General features: G+C 61.9%; 16 protein-coding genes. 5 read left to right on the plus strand and 11 right to left on the minus strand.

Features of this window, described 5'->3' with window-relative positions; genetic code table 11:
- Positions 1 to 30 precede the first annotated feature (30 nt).
- The 4 genes from sutA to glnK all read right to left on the minus strand — a co-directional run bounded on the left by sutA (position 31) and on the right by glnK (position 2,808).
- Entirely contained in the window at positions 31 to 354 is a 324-nt protein-coding gene (sutA, locus tag QIW53_RS11145) for a transcriptional regulator SutA (RefSeq protein WP_371049695.1), read from the minus strand.
- A gap of 102 nt (positions 355 to 456) precedes the next feature.
- The gene (locus QIW53_RS11150) at positions 457 to 882 is read right to left on the minus strand and encodes a secondary thiamine-phosphate synthase enzyme YjbQ (RefSeq protein WP_371049696.1); all 426 of its coding nucleotides are present in this window, start codon (positions 880 to 882) and stop codon (positions 457 to 459) included.
- Between the two features lie 213 nt (positions 883 to 1,095).
- Positions 1,096 to 2,433 (minus strand): ammonium transporter, encoded by a 1,338-nt coding sequence (locus tag QIW53_RS11155; protein WP_371049697.1) that lies wholly within the window; start codon positions 2,431 to 2,433, stop codon positions 1,096 to 1,098.
- Positions 2,434 to 2,469: 36 nt separating this feature from the next.
- On the minus strand, positions 2,470 to 2,808 hold the full coding sequence (gene glnK, locus QIW53_RS11160) for a P-II family nitrogen regulator (RefSeq protein WP_002555808.1): 339 nt from the start codon (positions 2,806 to 2,808) through the stop codon (positions 2,470 to 2,472).
- Between the two features lie 413 nt (positions 2,809 to 3,221).
- On the opposite strand from glnK, the gene QIW53_RS11165 reads away from it, so the two are divergent.
- Entirely contained in the window at positions 3,222 to 3,482 is a 261-nt protein-coding gene (locus QIW53_RS11165; protein WP_371049698.1) for an accessory factor UbiK family protein, read from the plus strand.
- 78 nt (positions 3,483 to 3,560) lie between these two features.
- Here QIW53_RS11165 and QIW53_RS11170 read toward each other — a convergent pair whose 3' ends face one another.
- A complete protein-coding gene (locus tag QIW53_RS11170; RefSeq protein WP_371049699.1) occupies positions 3,561 to 3,851 on the minus strand; it encodes a HigA family addiction module antitoxin in 291 nt (96 codons plus the stop codon).
- 195 nt (positions 3,852 to 4,046) lie between these two features.
- Here QIW53_RS11170 and QIW53_RS11175 point away from each other — a divergent pair, with 195 nt between their 5' ends.
- Positions 4,047 to 5,540: a YifB family Mg chelatase-like AAA ATPase gene (locus tag QIW53_RS11175; RefSeq protein WP_371049700.1), complete on the plus strand. Its 1,494-nt coding sequence runs from the start codon at positions 4,047 to 4,049 to the stop codon at positions 5,538 to 5,540.
- 112 nt (positions 5,541 to 5,652) lie between these two features.
- Here the strand turns inward: QIW53_RS11175 and QIW53_RS11180 are convergent, their stop codons facing one another.
- The gene (locus QIW53_RS11180) at positions 5,653 to 7,629 is read right to left on the minus strand and encodes a methyl-accepting chemotaxis protein (protein ID WP_371049701.1); all 1,977 of its coding nucleotides are present in this window, start codon (positions 7,627 to 7,629) and stop codon (positions 5,653 to 5,655) included.
- 178 nt (positions 7,630 to 7,807) lie between these two features.
- A complete protein-coding gene (locus tag QIW53_RS11185; protein WP_371049702.1) occupies positions 7,808 to 8,728 on the minus strand; it encodes a LysR substrate-binding domain-containing protein in 921 nt (306 codons plus the stop codon).
- Positions 8,729 to 8,886: 158 nt separating this feature from the next.
- Between QIW53_RS11185 and QIW53_RS11190 the strand changes: the two genes are divergently transcribed.
- The gene (locus tag QIW53_RS11190) at positions 8,887 to 10,284 is read left to right on the plus strand and encodes a NorM family multidrug efflux MATE transporter (protein ID WP_371049703.1); all 1,398 of its coding nucleotides are present in this window, start codon (positions 8,887 to 8,889) and stop codon (positions 10,282 to 10,284) included.
- Between the two features lie 52 nt (positions 10,285 to 10,336).
- On the opposite strand, the gene QIW53_RS11195 is transcribed toward QIW53_RS11190, so the two are convergent.
- On the minus strand, positions 10,337 to 12,010 hold the full coding sequence (locus tag QIW53_RS11195; RefSeq protein WP_371049704.1) for a putative bifunctional diguanylate cyclase/phosphodiesterase: 1,674 nt from the start codon (positions 12,008 to 12,010) through the stop codon (positions 10,337 to 10,339).
- Positions 12,011 to 12,273: 263 nt separating this feature from the next.
- Here QIW53_RS11195 and rep point away from each other — a divergent pair, with 263 nt between their 5' ends.
- The gene (gene rep, locus QIW53_RS11200) at positions 12,274 to 14,283 is read left to right on the plus strand and encodes a DNA helicase Rep (RefSeq protein ID WP_371049705.1); all 2,010 of its coding nucleotides are present in this window, start codon (positions 12,274 to 12,276) and stop codon (positions 14,281 to 14,283) included.
- 57 nt (positions 14,284 to 14,340) lie between these two features.
- Positions 14,341 to 14,913, plus strand: coding sequence for a xanthine phosphoribosyltransferase (locus QIW53_RS11205; protein WP_371049706.1), 573 nt, complete (start codon positions 14,341 to 14,343; stop codon positions 14,911 to 14,913).
- Between the two features lie 126 nt (positions 14,914 to 15,039).
- On the opposite strand, the gene QIW53_RS11210 is transcribed toward QIW53_RS11205, so the two are convergent.
- The 3 genes from QIW53_RS11210 to QIW53_RS11220 all read right to left on the minus strand — a co-directional run bounded on the left by QIW53_RS11210 (position 15,040) and on the right by QIW53_RS11220 (position 18,268).
- The gene (locus QIW53_RS11210; RefSeq protein ID WP_371049707.1) at positions 15,040 to 16,962 is read right to left on the minus strand and encodes an acetyl-CoA hydrolase/transferase C-terminal domain-containing protein; all 1,923 of its coding nucleotides are present in this window, start codon (positions 16,960 to 16,962) and stop codon (positions 15,040 to 15,042) included.
- A 165-nt stretch (positions 16,963 to 17,127) separates the two neighbouring features.
- On the minus strand, positions 17,128 to 17,532 hold the full coding sequence (locus QIW53_RS11215) for a c-type cytochrome (protein WP_371049920.1): 405 nt from the start codon (positions 17,530 to 17,532) through the stop codon (positions 17,128 to 17,130).
- A gap of 187 nt (positions 17,533 to 17,719) precedes the next feature.
- On the minus strand, positions 17,720 to 18,268 hold the full coding sequence (locus tag QIW53_RS11220; protein WP_007947433.1) for a cupin domain-containing protein: 549 nt from the start codon (positions 18,266 to 18,268) through the stop codon (positions 17,720 to 17,722).
- Positions 18,269 to 18,286: the final 18 nt, after the last annotated feature.

Genomic DNA, 18,286 nt, shown 5'->3' on the forward strand with positions numbered 1-18,286 from the left:
CGGGCTTTTTCAGCAAGCAAGGGCAGAGGCTCAGATAGGCCGGCTGCCGTACTTATTGTCAGGCTTCTTGGGCGGATCGGCGACCACATTGGCCTCCACTTCCTGCACCTTGCCACCGCGCGCCAGGAACTCTTCCATGGCCTTGGCCAGGGCGTCGCGTTCCTTGTTCTTGGCTTCCACGCTGGGCAGCTCATCGACCGACACCGCAGCCTTGGCCTTGCCTTTGGCGGTCGGGGCCGGCGTATCGTCACCGCTGTCTTCAGCGACGTCGTCCGCCGCTGCTTCAAGACCTTCTTCGGTTTCGTCTTCGTCACCTACTTCGAGGTCGTCGTTTTCCAGATCATCGTCGCTCATGTTCTACCTCATGACTTGCGAAAAGCAGGTTAGTTATAGTCCAGCTTAGCCATCTGTCGAAGGCTGCCAGAAAAATTCAGTGACCACTGGTGACCAGCGGTTTCATGCCCCTTCACCGTGCAAGGTGGCGAGGACTTTACGAGCACCGCCATGATCACGGTGCTCGCCCAGATAAACGCCTTGCCAGGTGCCCAGCGCCAGCCTGCCTGCCGAAACCGGCAAACTGAGCTGACAGCCAAGGACGCTGGCCTTGAAGTGCGCCGGGAGGTCGTCCAGGCCTTCGTCGTTATGCTCATAGCCGTCTGTGCCTTGTGGGATCAGACGATTGAAAAATCGTTCGAAGTCGCGACGTACCGCCGGATCGGCGTTCTCGTTGATGGTCAACGAGGCCGAGGTATGCTGCAGCCACAAATGCAACAGACCGACCCGACATGACTTGAGTTCAGGCAGGCCGGCGAGTAACTCGTCCGTTACCAGATGAAAGCCCCGGGGCCTGGCCCGCAGGGTAATCAGAGTCTGTTGCCACATACAGTTCTCCGCACGTTCGGGGCGCATTCTAGCGCGCTCTGGAAAAAAACAAAGGCCCTGATGATCCTTCGATCACGTAAGTGATTGACCGTAAAAAAACGCTCAGCCTAAACGCCATCCATCGTGTACGAAAAAACCTTTCAGCAGTCCCTTCACTGACAAATCCCGGGCAAAAAAATGCCCGGCAAGCCGGGCAGTTTTTTTGTTGCGCGTTTACAGGTTGTAGCCGCGCTCGTTGTGAAGCGCCAGGTCGATGCCGACAGCCTCTTCTTCTTCGGTGACACGCAAGCCCATGACAGCGTCCAGCACCTTCAGGATGATGTAGGTGACGATCGCGGTGTAGATAACGGTGAAGCCCACGCCTTTGCACTGGATCCAGACTTGTGCGGCGATGTCGGTGACGGTGCCGAAGCCACCCAGGGACGGTGCGGCGAACACACCGGTCAGGATCGCGCCGAGGATACCGCCGATGCCGTGCACGCCGAAGGCGTCCAGGGAGTCGTCATAGCCGAGTTTGCGTTTCAGGGTGGTGGCGCAGAAGAAGCACACCACACCTGCTGCCAGACCGATCACCAGCGCGCCCATCGGGCCCACGGTGCCAGCGGCCGGGGTGATGGCGACCAGGCCGGCAACCACGCCCGACGCAATACCCAGTGCGCTTGGTTTGCCGTGGGTGATCCACTCGGCGAACATCCAGCCCAGGGCAGCGGCGGCGGTGGCGATCTGGGTCACCAGCATCGCCATGCCAGCGGTGCCGTTGGCGGCAGCGGCGGAACCGGCGTTGAAACCGAACCAGCCGACCCACAGCATGGCGGCGCCCATCAGGGTGTAACCGAGGTTATGCGGGGCCATCGGCGTGGTCGGGAAGCCTTTACGCTTGCCCAGCACGATGCACGCCACCAGACCGGCGATACCGGCGTTGATGTGCACCACGGTGCCACCGGCGAAGTCCAGGACGCCCCAGTCCCACATCAGGCCGCCGTTGCCGGACCAGACCATGTGTGCAATCGGTGCATACACCAGGGTGAACCAGATGCCCATGAACACCAGCATCGCGGAGAATTTCATGCGCTCGGCGAAGGCACCGACGATCAGCGCCGGAGTGATGATGGCGAAGGTCATCTGGAAGGTGATGAACACCGCTTCAGGGAACAATGCCGCCGGGCCGGTCAGGCTGGCTGGCGTGACACCGGCGAGGAACGCCTTGCCCATGCCACCGAAGAAGGAGTTGAAGTTGACGACGCCCTGCTCCATGCCCGTGGTGTCGAACGCGATGCTGTAGCCATAAATGACCCACAGAATGCTGATCAGGCCGGTGATGGCGAAGCACTGCATCAAAACCGAAAGAATGTTTTTCGAGCGAACCATGCCGCCGTAGAACAGCGCGAGGCCGGGGATGGTCATGAACAGCACGAGGGCTGTCGAGGTCAGCATCCAGGCGGTGTCGCCGGAATTGAGGACTGGAGCTGCCACTTCGTCTGCCGCCATGGCCAGGCTGGGCATTACGATGGACAACAGGGCTCCTAGCCCTGCGAATTTACGCAGAGTCATATTGTTTTCTCCTGGGGCGTTGGGGTTTGTGGCGGCTTAGATTGCGTCGGTATCGGTTTCGCCGGTACGGATGCGAATCGCCTGTTCCAGATTGACCACGAAGATCTTGCCGTCACCGATCTTGCCGGTGTTGGCGGCCTTGGTAATCGCCTCGATCACCCGGTCGAGATCCTTGTCGTCAATGGCGACATCAATCTTCACCTTTGGCAGGAAATCGACCACGTACTCCGCGCCGCGATACAGCTCGGTGTGACCCTTCTGCCGACCGAAGCCTTTGACTTCAGTGACGGTAATGCCCTGCACGCCGATCTCGGACAACGACTCGCGCACGTCGTCCAACTTGAACGGCTTGATGATGGCAGTGACTAGCTTCATGAAAACTCTCTCCCGAATTGGTGGACTTGCCCCAGGAAAACAAACCCGTCTCAAGTCTAAGCGCAGCGCCTGGCTTTGTAACGCGTCGTCGGCCTTACCTGCCCGTCCGACGCCAGCCCTCCACACGAAACACTTCCCCCGTTTCGCTTGGCGCACTGCATTCGTCACAGCGACTGCATCAGTGCATGGGTTACCAGCGACTAAGCAGAAAGCTTGCCATCTCGGCAAAAACCCCGAAATTCAATTGCTTGCCCGGGTCATTGCGCCGTTGCGCGGGAATAGCCCAACGTATACGCACAACAACGGTGCGCTGCCGTCAGTTCGTATGCGCGAAAAGCGTGCAGGACCAGTGGTCGGAATGGCCTCGCGACGCTGCGTGATACACTGCCGTCCTCGTTTACAGGACATTGCTCATGCTCGCGCCCAAAGACTTCCTCGACGCCCTGACCGGCACCGCTTCCCGCCTGTTCAGCGGCGACACGCCCCTGCCGAAAAGCGAGATCGAAAGCCAGTTCAAAATGCTGCTGCAAAGCGCGTTCAGCAAACTGGACCTGGTGAGCCGCGAAGAATTCGACAGCCAGATGGTCGTCCTCGCCCGCACCCGCGCCCGCCTGGAAGGCCTGGAGGCCAAAGTCGCCGAACTGGAAGCAAAGCTGAACCCACCCAGCGAATAGCGCCCCCCCCTGTCGGAGCAGGCTCGCCCGCGATGACCCCACGTTTTCGCGTGGGGCTCATTCAAATCCGGGCAACGATCAGGCGCAGTGTGCCAGCCGCGCAACCTGATCCCGAATCGCGGCTCCCCGCTCGATTTCGGCTTTACGCAAATCGAAGGTCGATTGCAGGTTAAGCCAGAACTCAGGCGTCGTATCCAGACAGATCGAAAGCCTGATAGCCATGTCAGCACTGACGCCTCGACGCTGGAACACAATATCGTTCACCGTGGGTGTCGAAACGCCCAACGCCCTGGCCAATGCTGCTGCCGTAAGGCTCAGAGGCTCCAGGTATTCCTCCTTGAGGATCTCGCCAGGATGAACCGGGCGCATACCATGTCCGGCATTTTAAGGAAAAGACTACCCGGCACGGTTGAAACAAGCCACATCGCACCTACGAATCAAAACGTTCACCCGCAACATCCTGCGAACATTCCCCCTCACCACCCCCCTGGAAAACCCCCACCCCACGGCTACCCTTGAAAACACCCGCAGGAAGCGGCCTACGTTTTAGCTCAAGGAACGACCATGTCCCTCGCCATCGTCCACAGCCGCGCCCAGATTGGCGTGGATGCGCCTGCCGTTACCGTCGAAGTTCATCTGGCCAATGGTTTGCCGTCGCTGACCATGGTCGGCCTGCCCGAGACAGCGGTGAAGGAGAGCAAGGATCGGGTACGCAGCGCGATCATCAATTCGGGGCTGCAGTTTCCGGCGCGGCGGATCACGCTGAATCTGGCGCCGGCGGATTTGCCCAAGGATGGCGGGCGGTTCGATCTGGCGATTGCCCTGGGAATCCTGTCGGCGAGCGTACAGGTGCCGACCCTGACCCTGGACGACGTGGAATGCCTGGGTGAGCTGGCGCTCTCCGGCGAGGTGCGGGCGGTGCGCGGGGTGCTGCCGGCGGCGCTCGCGGCGCGCAAGGCCGGGCGCACGCTGATGGTGCCTCGGGCCAATGCCGAAGAGGCGTGCCTGGCCTCCGGATTGACGGTGATCGCGGTGGATCACCTGCTGCAGGCAGTGGCGCACTTCAATGGGCATACGCCGGTTGAGCCCTACGCCTCGGACGGCTTGATCCACGCCGCCAAACCCTACCCCGACCTCAATGAAGTGCAAGGCCAACTGGCGGCCAAGCGCGCGCTGCTGATCGCGGCGGCGGGGGCGCATAACCTGTTGTTCACCGGGCCGCCAGGCACGGGCAAGACGCTGCTCGCCAGCCGATTGCCAGGGTTGCTGCCACCGCTGGCGGAGCACGAAGCCCTGGAAGTCGCGGCGATCCAGTCGGTGGCCAGCGGTGCACCGCTGACCCACTGGCCACAGCGCCCGTTTCGTCAGCCCCACCACTCGGCGTCCGGGCCGGCACTGGTCGGGGGCAGTTCAAAACCGCAGCCGGGAGAAATCACCCTGGCGCATCACGGTGTGTTGTTTCTCGACGAGTTGCCGGAGTTTGATCGCAAGGTGCTGGAAGTGCTGAGAGAGCCGCTGGAGTCCGGGCACATCGTGATTTCCCGGGCCAGGGAACGGGTGCGCTTTCCGGCGCGCTTTCAGTTGGTGGCGGCGATGAACCCCTGCCCTTGTGGGTATCTGGGCGAACCCAGCGGCAAATGCAGTTGTACCCCGGACATGGTGCAGCGCTATCGCAACAAGCTGTCGGGGCCGCTGCTGGATCGTATTGATCTGCACCTGACTGTCGCGCGGGAAGCTACGGCGCTTAACCCGGCCGCCAAGCCCGGCGACGACAGTGGCAGCGCGTCGGCACGGGTCGCAGATGCCCGGGCGCGGCAGCAGAAACGTCAGGGCTGTGCGAATGCCTTTCTTGATTTGCCGGGGCTGCGGCGACACTGCACGTTATCCACAGCCGATGAGCATTGGCTGGAAACGGCTTGCGAACGACTGACCCTGTCACTGCGCTCGGCGCATCGGCTGCTCAAGGTGGCGCGAACATTGGCCGATCTTGAGCAGGTTGAGGAGATCACGCGGGAACATCTGGCGGAGGCGTTGCAGTATCGGCCGGCGACTCAGTAAGGCTTGGGATTGAGTCGTGCCCAATCGCGAGCAGGCTCGCTCCCACAATGGATCCGCATACACCGGACCTTGTGGGAGCGAGCCTGCTCGCGATAGCTATCTCAGCCGCACCTCAGCGAAACCGGTCGACCTCGGCACGCAAATCCGCCGCCAGCTTCTCCAGCTCCTTGGCAGTAACGGCCAGGTTCGCCACCACTTCACGTTGCTCGCTGTTGGCCAGCGCGATGCTTTGCAGGTTGCTGCTGAGCAAGGTCGCGGTGCTGCTCTGTTCCTGGGTCGCGGTGGTAATCGCGGTGAACTGCTGACCCGCCGAGCGGCTCTGCTCATCGATGCGCGCCAGCGCCGATGCCACGTTGGCGTTACGCGACAGGCCTTCCTGCATCAACACGTTGCCCTGCTCCATGGTGCTGATGGCGTTGCCGGTTTCCTGCTGGATGCTCTGGATCATGCCGGATATCTCGTCGGTGGCCTGACGGGTGCGGGAGGCCAGGCTGCGCACTTCATCGGCCACCACCGCAAAACCACGACCTTGCTCACCGGCACGGGCCGCTTCGATCGCGGCGTTGAGCGCCAGCAGGTTGGTTTGCTCGGCGATGGAGGTGATCGTCCCGACAATGCCGCCAATTTCCTGAGAGCGCTGCCCCAGGGTGTTGATCACCGTTGCCGTGCTGTTCAAGGCGCCCGCGATCTGTTCCAGCGACGACGACGCTTCGTCCATGGACGTGCGACCGATCCGGGTCTGCTGGGCGTTTTCCTGGGCCAGGCGCTGGGTGCTGCTCATGTTGTCGGCAATGTTCAGCGAAGTGGCGCTGAACTCTTCCACGGCGCCGGCCATGCTGGTGATTTCACCGGACTGCTGCTCCATCCCTTCATAGGCGCCACCGGACAGACCGGACAACGCCTGGGCGCGGCTGTTGACCTCTTGGGAGGCCTTGCGGATGTGCTCGACCATGGTCGACAGCGCCTGGCTCATCTGGTTGAACGCACGGGCCAGTTGACCGATTTCATCATTGCTCGAGACATTCAGGCGCACGCTCAGGTCGCCGGCCCCGAGGGCTTCGGCCTGGCGCACCAGATCGCCCAGCGGCGCGAGCTTGCTGCGCAGCAGCCAGACAGCCGAGCCCACGGCGATCAGCATCGCCAGCAGGCTGCCAATCGCCAGTTGAATCCCGACGCTCCAGGTCACTGCGCTGATCTCCTCCTGCGGCATGCTGGCCACGACCGACCATGGGCCGTCCTCGAACGGAACGGCGACGCTGTAGAAGTCTTCGCCGGTGTCGGCCCAGAAGCCGCCCTTGCTCGGCGTTTTCGCCAGCGCAGAAATGGCCGGAGCGGCCTTGTCCAGCGCCTGAACGCCCGCGATCGGCACCAGCCAGTTGTTCTTCTCGTCCAGCAGCGCCAGGGAACCGGTCTGGCCGATGCGGAAGCGCTTGAGATTGGCGAACTGGGCGTTTTGCGCGTCGGTGTAGTCGAAACCTACGTACAGCACGGCAATCACCTTGCCGCTGCTGTCGCGCACCGGGGTGTACTGCGACATGTAGTAGCGTTCGAACAGCAGCGAGCGACCGACGAAGCTCTGCCCGGACATCAGGCGGGCGTACGCCGGGTTCGCGTGGTCGAGGATGGTGCCGATGGCACGGCTGCCATCCTGTTTGCTGACGTTGGTACTGACGCGGATGAAATCTTCACCGCTGCGTACGAACACCGTGGCCACCCCGGCGGTCATCTGCTTGAACTCGTCCACTTCCTTGAAGTTGTTGTTGAGCACTTCACCGCCCAGGTGCAGACCGGGCGTCTGCGTACCCGCGACGTTGTACTGCTCCTCAGGGTGCACGCTCAGGCCACCGGTAAAACGCTTTTCGAACAGCCCGGCCAGGCGCTGGGTGCTTTCACGCAAGGTGCCGTGAAAGGTAGTCAACTGGTCGGCCAGCAAGCGCGCTTCACTCGCCAGGTGTTCCTCGCGAGTGGCGAGGTTGGCGGTGTCCAGCGAACGCAGGGCGAATAAGGTACTACCGGTGATGACGACTGCCAGTATCACGGCTAGCGCGAGGCCTAGCTGTGAGGCAATTCGGGCACGAGGTTGAGGCATGAGAGCTCCTGGCCGGGCGCCTTTCCTCCTTGATCGGCTGCTCAGCAAATTTTCTAATAATGGGAGTTGCGAAGAACCTGCACGAGGGTTCCACAATCATACTTTCGGCGCGAAACCCTAATACTTGAGTGGTTATCTGGGATATCTCGCAAGTCCGAAAAAACGGGCGCGCAAACGTTTAACACAGATGCTCGACTGCCGGCAGTTTCATGGCCTGAACCTCGCTCAGCAAGAAGTCGCTGAGGCGGCGCAATCGTTCGCCTCCGGGGCGGGTTTTGGGCCAGACCAGGTAATAATGCTCACCGCTGGCGACGGCGGTCGGCCACGGCAGGCTCAGACGCCCCTGCGCCACATCCTCGGCCACCATCAACAGGTCACCCATGGATACGCCATAGCCCCGCGCCGCCGCGATCATCCCCAACTCCAGCGTATCGAACACCTGCCCGCCCTTGAGCGATACCTGCCCGGTCAGCCCCATGCGCTCCAGCCAGCTGCGCCAGTCCCGCCGGTCCGGCGTCGGGTGCAGCAACTCGGCATTGGCCAGGCGCGTGACATCCCACGGCTGGTCGTTGAGAAGATTCGGCGCGCCTACCGGGATCAGCTCTTCCGGGAACAGCAAGGTGGCTTCCCAGTCCGGCGGGAACCGCCCGTTGCCGAGGATCACGGCGCAGTCGAAGGGCTCGTGGTTGAAGTCCACCGAATCGATGTCCATCCACGCGCTGGTCAGTTGCACCTCATTGCCCGGTTGCAGGTGGCGGAACCGGCTGAGCCGCGCAAGCAACCAGCGCATGGTCAGGGTGGACGGCGCTTTCATGCGCAGGATGTCATCCTCGGCGCGCAAGGTGTTGCAGGCCCGTTCGAGGGCGGTGAAACCTTCGCGAATACCCGGCAGGATCAGCCGCGCCGATTCGGTCAGTTGCAAATGGCGCCCGCTGCGATGAAACAAACGGCAGGCAAAATGCTCTTCGAGCGTACGGATGTGCCGACTGACTGCGCTCTGCGTGATCGACAGCTCTTCGGCAGCACGGGTGAACGAGCTGTGCCGGGCCGCCGCTTCGAATGCACGAAGGGCATAAAGGGGAGGAAGACGACGGGACACTAGGAAAACTCCGGCAGCGCAATCCCATCAATTTATCAGAAGCGTCCCAAGATGAGTTTTTATCATGCCATCCATCCTATTTATCCCTTTGTGAAAACGCCCCGGAGCGCCGAGAATCGACGCTTTCCTGTTCCCTTCGACCATTGGGCGTGATGATCATGCAACATCCTGTGCGCACTGAACTCTGGGCCATCCTGCGGTTGGCGGGGCCGTTGATTGCCTCGCAGTTGGCGCACATGCTGATGGTCCTGACCGACACCCTGATGATGGCGCGCCTGAGCCCCGAAGCACTCGCGGGCGGCGGGCTCGGGGCGGCGACCTACTCATTTGTTTCGATTTTTTGCATCGGCGTGATCGCAGCGGTGGGCACACTGGTGGCGATCCGTCACGGCGCCGGCGATATTCCCGGCGCGGCGCGGCTGACCCAGGCCGGTTTGTGGCTGGCCTGGCTGATGGCCCTGGTGGGCGCGCTGCTGCTGTGGAACATCAAACCGCTCCTGCTGCTGTTCGGCCAGACCGAGAGCAACGTGCAGGCGGCCGGGCAATTCCTGCTGCTCCTGCCGTTCGCCCTGCCCGGCTACCTGAGCTTCATGGCCCTGCGAGGCTTCACCAGCGCCATTGGCCGGCCAACCCCAGTGATGGTCATCAGCCTGGGCGGCACCGTGGCCAATTTCGTGCTCAATTACGCCTTGATCACCGGCATGTTCGGCCTGCCGAAACTGGGGCTGGTGGGCATCGGCCTGGTCACCGCGATCGTCGCCAACCTCATGGCACTGGCGCTGGCCTGGCACATTCGGCGGCACCCGGCCTACGACGCCTATCCGTTGCGCCCGGGGCTGTCACGGCCCAACCGCCAGTATCTGAAAGAGATGTGGCGCCTGGGCTTGCCGATTGGCGGTACGTACGCGGTGGAAGTCGGGCTGTTCGCGTTCGCAGCGCTGTGCATGGGCACCATGGGCAGTACGCAACTGGGCGCACACCAGATTGCGCTGCAGATCGTCTCGGTGGCCTTCATGATTCCGGCGGGCATGTCCTACGCGATCACCATGCGCATCGGCCAGCATTACGGCGCCGGTCAACTGCAGGATGCGCGGATGTCCGGACGGGTCGGCATCGCCTTCGGGGCAGCGGCGATGCTCGGTTTCGCGATGGTCTTCTGGCTGCTGCCGAACCAATTGATCGGCCTGTTCCTGGACCACAACGACCCGGCCTTTCACCCGGTGATCGAACTGGCGGTGAGCCTGTTGGCGGTCGCCGCCTGGTTCGAATTGTTCGACGGCACGCAAACCATCGCCATGGGCTGCATACGCGGGCTCAAGGACGCCAAGACGACGTTCCTGGTCGGCCTGGGTTGCTACTGGCTGATCGGCGCGCCCGCCGCCTGGTGGATGGCGTTCCATCTGAACTGGGGACCGACCGGCGTCTGGTGGGGCCTGGCCCTGGGACTGGCGTGCGCGGCGGTGAGCCTGACACTGGCATTCGAGTGGAAGATGGAGCGGATGATTCGGCGGGAGTCGGCGTCCACAGACGGCTTTGCGAGCGCTCAGACTGAGTGATTGTCACGTCCCTCTGTAGGAGCGAGCATGCTCGCTCCTACAGGGACTGTGTTCAGCCCACGATTTCCAACACCGGCTGCTGGCTGCTGCCAAAGCTCAGGTATTCCACCAGCTCCGCCAGCGGCAAGGGTTTGCTGATCAGGTAACCCTGCACCTGATCGCAGCCAAAGCCGCGCAACAGGTCCAGTTGCTCCGGCGTTTCCACCCCTTCGGCGACCACCTCCAGATTGAGGTTGTGCGCCAGGTTGATCATGGCGTGGACCAGCTTGCGGTTCTCCTCGCGCTCTTCCATGCCGCCGACAAAGCTCTTGTCGACCTTCAACAGCGCAATCGGCAGGCTGTTGAGGTGCACGAAGGACGAGAACCCGGTGCCGAAATCGTCGAGCGAGAAGCGCACGCCGAGGCGCCCGAGGGCGTCCATGGTCTGTTGCACAAGATCGCTGCGGCGCATGACCGCCGTTTCGGTCAGTTCGAATTCCAGCCATTGCGCCTCGACGCCGCGCTCGGCAATCAGCCGGCTGAGGGTCGACAGCAACTGGCTGTCCTGGAATTGCCGGAACGACAGGTTGATCGCCATGTGCAGCGCCGGCAACCCGCGTTCACGCAGCACCTGCATGTCGCGCAACGCCCGGGAGATCACCCAGTAACCCAGCGGCACGATCAAACCGCTCTGCTCGGCCAGCGGCACGAATTCGCTCGGCGGCAACAAGCCGCGCTCGGCGTGACGCCAGCGCACCAGGGCTTCGAGACCGACGATCTGCCCGTCTTCCAGGTTCAGGCGTGGCTGGTAATGCAACTCCAGCTCATCGCGGCGCAACGCCCGGCGCAACTCGCTTTCAAGGTCGGCCATGCTGCGGGCATTGCGGTTGATGCGTTCGTTGAAGATGTGAAAGGTACAGCCCTGGGTGCTCTTGGCCTGCTGCATGGCGATGTGGGCGTGCCACATCAGCGGGTCGGCACCGGCCTGGGCACGGGCGTGCGCGATGCCCAGGCTGGAACCGATCAGCAAGCTCTCGCCGTCGACCCAGTAGGGTTCGGCCAGCGCTTCGGTGATGCGTTCTGCCATCCACTCGGCGCGTTGCGGTGCGCGGCGCGTGTCGATCAGCAGGGCGAATTCATCGCTGCCCAGACGCGCCAGCTGATCGCCGGCTTCCAGCTGGCTTTTCAGGCGTGCGACCACTTGCAGGATCAGCCGGTCGCCGGCCTGATGGCCAAGGGCATCGTTGGCGTGGCGGAAGTTGTCGAGGTCAAGGTGACCGAGGGCCAGGCCACGGCCTTCGTTTTCCGCCAGCCGCGCGGCCAGCAGGGTCTGGAAGCCCTGGCGGTTGGCAATGCCGGTCAACGGGTCCTGCTCGGCCAGGCGCTGCAGGGTGTTTTCCAGCAGACCGCGCTCGCGGACATGCCGCAGGCAGCGACGCAACATGCCCGCGTCGAGATGATCGCGCACCAACCAGTCGCTCACGCCATCGGGCGGCAGCTGCGGCTCCTGTTCGAGCAGCAACACCGTCGGCAGATTGCACCGGCCCGGCGCGGGTTGAAGGGCCGGGACCGTCAACAACACCGCGCTGCGGTTGTCATCGAACAGAGTGCTGACCGATTCCCAGCTCGGAGCGCTGATGAGCACGGCCGAGCTCTCCATCGGAGCCAGACACTCGCGCAACAACGCTGCCCACGCTGGCTCTTCAGCCAGTAGCAGCAAACGCAAGGGTTCGACAGGCGTAGACAAGCTAGCTCCCTAGACTCTGCAATGATGAGGCGGCTGGCATTATGCCGTGCTGATAACCAATGACCAAATGACATCAGCTATCAAACGAGGTCCTTGTATCCGGAATTACGTACATTAGACGCAAATTCTCCGCGCATCCTGCGTGAAAGTATCAAAACCGGCAAATATGAATCGCGTGTTGCGTCACAAGTCGGAGAGAGCAGCACAATTCTGTGAGCCTGTTAAAATGCCGGCCCATTTCGTGAATGACCCTGAATTCATCTATGTCCCGACTCAATCCCCGGCAGCAGGAAGCCGTGAACTACGTCGGCGGCCCTCTATTGGTGCTCGCCGGTGCTGGCTCCGGCAAGACCAGTGTAATCACCCGCAAGATCGCACACCTGATCCAGAACTGCGGCATTCGCGCGCAGTACATCGTTGCCATGACCTTCACCAACAAAGCCGCGCGCGAGATGAAGGAGCGGGTCGGCACCCTGCTGCGTGCCGGTGAAGGCCGGGGTCTGACGGTGTGCACGTTCCACAACCTGGGCCTGAACATCATCCGCAAGGAACACGTGCGACTGGGCTACAAACCGGGCTTTTCGATCTTCGACGAGACCGACGTCAAGGCCCTGATGACGGACATCATGCAGAAGGAATACGCGGGCGACGACGGCGTCGACGAGATCAAGAACATGATCGGCGCCTGGAAAAACGACCTGATCCTGCCGGCCGCGGCCCTGGAAAACGCCCGCAACCCCAAGGAGCAGACCGCCGCCATCGTCTACACCCACTATCAGCGCACGCTCAAGGCGTTCAACGCGGTGGACTTCGACGACCTGATCCTGCTGCCGGTGAAGCTGTTCGAAGAGCACGCCGACATCCTGGAAAAATGGCAGAACAAGGTGCGCTACCTGCTGGTGGACGAATACCAGGACACCAACGCCAGCCAGTACCTGCTGGTGAAAATGCTCATCGGCACGCGCAACCAGTTCACAGTGGTCGGCGACGACGACCAGTCGATCTACGCCTGGCGCGGTGCGCGACCGGAAAATCTGATGCTGCTCAAGGAAGACTATCCGTCCTTGAAAGTGGTGATGCTGGAGCAGAACTACCGCTCCACCAGCCGCATCCTGCGTTGCGCCAACGTGCTGATCTCGAACAACCCGCACGAATTCGAAAAGCAGCTGTGGAGCGAGATGGGCCACGGCGACGAGATCCGTGTGATCCGCTGCCGCAACGAAGACGCCGAAGCCGAACGTGTGGCCATGGAAATCCTCAGCCTGCATCTGCGCACCGACCGGCCCTACAGCGATTTCGCGATCCTGTATCGCGGTAACTACCAGGCCAAGCTGATCGAGCTGAAGTTGCAACACCACCAAGTGCCGTATCGCCTGTCAGGCGGCAACAGCTTTTTCGGACGCCAGGAAGTCAAAGACCTGATGGCGTACTTCCGCCTGATCGTGAACCCGGATGACGACAACGCCTTCCTGCGGGTGATCAACGTCCCACGCCGGGAAATCGGTTCAACCACCCTGGAAAAGCTGGGCAACTACGCCACCGAACGCAAGATCTCGATGTACGCCGCCACCGACGAAATCGGCCTGGGCGAGCACCTGGACAGCCGCTTCACCGATCGCCTGTCGCGCTTCAAGCGCTTCATGGACAAGGTCCGCGAACAGTGCGCCGGCGAAGACCCGATCTCGGCGCTGCGCAGCATGGTCATGGACATCGACTACGAGAACTGGCTGCGCACCAACAGTTCCAGCGACAAGGCCGCCGACTACCGCATGAGTAACGTGTGGTTCCTGATCGAAGCCTTGAAGAACACACTGGAAAAGGACGAAGACGGCGAAATGACCGTCGAAGACGCCATCGGCAAACTCGTCCTGCGCGACATGCTGGAGCGTCAGCAGGAAGAGGAAGACGGTGCCGAGGGCGTGCAGATGATGACCTTGCATGCCTCCAAGGGCCTGGAGTTCCCCTACGTGTTCATCATGGGCATGGAAGAGGAAATCCTGCCGCACCGCTCCAGCATCGAAGCCGACACCATCGAGGAGGAGCGGCGTCTGGCCTACGTGGGGATTACCCGCGCGCGTCAGACACTGGCGTTTACCTTTGCCGCCAAGCGCAAGCAGTACGGCGAGATCATCGACTGCGCACCCAGCCGCTTCCTCGACGAACTGCCACCGGACGACCTGGCCTGGGAAGGCAACGACGACACCCCGACCGAAGTCAAAGCCGTTCGCGGCAATAGCGCATTGGCGGATATACGCGCGATGTTAAAGCGCTAGAATTGACTACTTTTTAATCTACTTTCGGCGCGTATTGCGCCACCAGAGGAAGCTGCTGTGGAAGCACTGCACAAGAAAATCCGCGAAGAAGGCATCGTGCTTTCCGACCAGGTCCTGAAAGTCGACGCCTTTCTGAACCACCAGATCGACCCGGCCCTGATGAAGCAGATCGGCGATGAGTTTGCCGCGCTGTTCAAGGACTCGGGCATCACCAAGATCGTCACGATCGAAGCTTCGGGCATTGCCCCGGCGATCATGACCGGCCTGAACCTGGGCGTACCAGTGATTTTTGCGCGCAAGCACCAGTCCCTGACCCTGACCGAAAACCTGTTGTCGGCGACCGTGTACTCGTTCACCAAGCAGACCGAAAGCACCGTGGCGATCTCCCCGCGCCACCTGACCAGCAGCGACCGCGTGCTGATCATCGATGACTTCCTGGCCAACGGCAAAGCGTCCCAGGCACTGATCTCGATCATCAAGCAGGCCGGCGCCACCGTGGCCGGCCTGGGCATCGTGATCGAGAAGTCGTTCCAGGGCGGCCGCGCCGAACTCGATGCCCAGGGTTATCGGGTTGAGTCGCTGGCGCGGGTGCAGTCGCTGGCGAGTGGGGTTGTGACCTTCATCGAGTAACACCTCACTGCATTTCCCATTGTGGGAGCGGGCTTGCTCGCGAAAAAGGTGTGTCAGTCAAATATATGCCGACTGACATACCGTTTTCGCGAGCAAGCCCGCTCCCACATTTGTTTGTATTGAGTGTTATTGCGCGGTGGCCTTCAGGCCCGTGAGCAACAGCCGCTGAAACAGGTCCTCTTTCAGGCCTTCCGGATTCGTCAGCTGCATACGCTGTAGATGCTCCGGGTACTCCGACGCTTCGGGCGCGTCCAGCGCAGCCTTGCCCAATTCCAGCATCTGGGTAAGCTTGAACTTGCTCTTCAGCCAGTTCAGCGCCCGCAACAGGTCCTGCTCTTGAGCCGTGAAATCGCAGCCCAGCGGGTACTCCGGAAACAGCTGGGGGTGCCGGGCCTGAATCGCCTGCAAGCGTTGCGGCGTGTTGTCGGCGAAACGCGGATCGAGGCGGAAGTTTTCTGGTAATTTGCCGGCCTTTTGCGCCTGCTCGATCAGACCGGGCTGAAACCGCGAGTCACTGATGTTCAGCAGGGCCTCGATCACCGCTGCGTCGGTCTGGCCGCGCAGATCGGCGATGCCGTACTCGGTCACCACGATGTCCCGCAGGTGCCGCGGGATCGTGCAATGGCCGTATTCCCAGACGATGTTGGAACTGACTTCGCCGCCCGCCTCCCGCCAGCTGCGCAGCAGCAGAATCGAGCGCGCACCTTCCAGTGCGTGGCCCTGGGCGACGAAGTTGTATTGCCCACCGACGCCACTGAGCACCCGCCCGTCTTCAAGCTGATCGGCCACCCCGGCGCCGAGCAGGGTCATGGTGAACACGGTGTTGATGAAGCGCGCATCGAGGCGCTGCAGGCGTTTGAGCTCCTCCTGACCGTACAACTCGTTGATGTAGCTGATGCGGGTCATGTTGAATTCGAGCCGTTTACTCTGGGGTAGCTCGCGCAGGCGCTCATAAAAACTGCGCGGGCCGAGGAAGAAACCACCGTGCACCGAGATGCCATCGGTTTGCGCCGATTCGTCCAGCGTGCCGGCATTGGCTTGTTGCTGTGTCGGCACGTCCGGGTAGACCTTGCGCCGCACGATGCCGGCATCGGCGAGCACCAGCAGGCCGTTGACGAACATTTCGCTGCAACCGTACAGGCCCTTGGCGAAGGGCTCCACGCCGCCCTCACGCTTGATCAGTTGCGCCCACTGGCTGAGGTTCACATCGTCCAGCAACGCCTTGTAGCCCTGGTTATCCGCCTGCCGGGCCAGCAACGCTGCGGTCAGGGCGTCACCCATGGCGCCGATGCCGATCTGCAAGGTCCCGCCATCGCGCACCAGGGTGCTGGCGTGCAGGCCGATCAAATGATCCTGAAACCCCACCGGCATGTTGGGCGTGGAGAACAGCGTGGTGCTGTCCTTCTCGTCGATCAGCAGGTCGAAGGCGTCGATGCCGACTTCGGCGTCACCGGGCATGTACGGCAAATCGTTGTGCACCTGGCCCACCAGCAACACGGTCTCTCCCGCCGCACGGCGCCTGGCGATCATCGGTAGCAGGTCGAGGGTGATGTCCGGGTTGCAGCTCAGGCTCAGGCGATCCGGATGCTCGCCATGGCTGGCGAGCATTTGCGCCACCAGGTTCAAACCGGCCGCGTTGATGTCCCGTGCGGCATGGCTGTAGTTGCTGCTGACGTAATCCTGCTGGGCCGTCTCGCTGTGCAGCAGGCTGCCGGGCTGCATGAAAAATTGCTGGACGCGAATGTTGGCTGGCAGGTTTTCCTTGCGCAGGTCGGCCAGGAAATCCAGCTCCGGGTAGTCACCGAATACCCGCTCGATGAAGGGCTCGAGAAAGCGTTTCTGCAAACCGTCGCCCAGCGGAGGCCGGCCCAGACACAGTGCGGTATAGATCGTCAGCTGCCGCTCGGGCAACTGCGCGACCCGTTGGTACAGCGCGTTGACGAAAGGGTTGGGTTTGCCCAGCCCCAGCGGCAGGCCCATATGGATATGGGCCGGCAAACGTGCCAACACCTCATCGACCGCTTGCTCGATAGAACACAGCTGCACCATCTGATCCTCCCTTGGCGATTGGGCTTGGACCGAGCTTGCCGGGTCTTGGTTGCATTGAACAGCCCTGACCCGCCTGTGCAGGTACAAGCGCTCCTGCACGGGCGGTGTTGCAGCAGGCACAAAAAAGCCGCCCGAAAGCGGCTTCTTGCGCAAGAGACAGCCGTATTACAGGCCGGACATCTCTTTGATCGCACCCTTCAGCTCGTCGTCGGAGCAGTCGGCGCAGGTGCCTTTAGGCGGCATGGCGTTGATGCCGGTGATGGCCTTGGCCAGGATGCCGTCGAGGCCGCCCTGGTGATCGGCGCGCTCTTTCCAGGCGGCCTTGTCGCCGATTTTCGGCGCGCCCAGCAGGCCGGTGCCGTGGCAAGCGTTGCAGTGCTTGGCGATCACGTCTTTGGGTGCCTTGGCACCACCGCCGCCCGTCGCTGCAGCCACTTCCATACCCTTGCACTCTTGACCGGTCACACAGACCTGGCCAACAGGCTCGATGCGCTTGGCGATGTCGTCATTGGTCGCAGCTTGAGCGCTGGCAGCCCACAGGGCCAATACGGTTGCTGGTACGGCCAGCATTTTGATAATTAGGTTCACGCGTTCACCCTCATGGTGGCTAGTCACGCCTGCGGCCACGGTTCGCAGGCGGGCGCAAGTATAACGGTTAGCCCGTCGCACTGAAACAACCCCAAAGTCGAAGGGGTCTTGTTGCGCCACGGGAAAACCCTTCGGGTGCCGCTGCCATGCTGGCAGGGCGCCTCTTCTCTTAGAAATTCGCCGGTGTAGCTGCGCTGATTAGTCGCGCTGGTGCATCGAACGGATTCCGGAAACGGTGCGGCTTGGTACTCTCAAAGTAGTAGCTATCGCCGGCTTCAAGCACAAAAGTTTCCAGACCGACCACCAGTTCCAGCCGCCCTTCCACCAGGATCCCGGTTTCTTCGCCCTCGTGGGTGAGCATTTCGTCGCCGGTATCGGCGCCCGGCGGGTAGATTTCGTTGAGGAAGGCAATGGCGCGGCTCGGGTGCGCCCGGCCGACCAGCTTCATGGTCACCGCGCCATCGGAGATGTCGATCAGCTCGTTGGCCTTGTAGACGATCTGGGTCGGTTTTTCCTGCAGGATCTCTTCGGAAAAGAACTCGACCATGGACATGGGTATCCCGCCCAGGACCTTGCGCAGCGAACTGATCGAGGGGCTGACGCTATTCTTCTCGATCATCGAAATGGTGCTGTTGGTGACGCCCGCGCGTTTGGCGAGTTCACGCTGCGAAAGACCTTTGAGCTTACGGATGGATTGCAGTCGTTCACCGACGTCCAAGGCTGGAGCCTCCAGGGA

The sequence above is a fragment of the Pseudomonas fluorescens genome, assembly GCF_041354075.1.
In the GTDB taxonomy this organism is placed as follows: domain Bacteria; phylum Pseudomonadota; class Gammaproteobacteria; order Pseudomonadales; family Pseudomonadaceae; genus Aquipseudomonas; species Aquipseudomonas fluorescens_CE.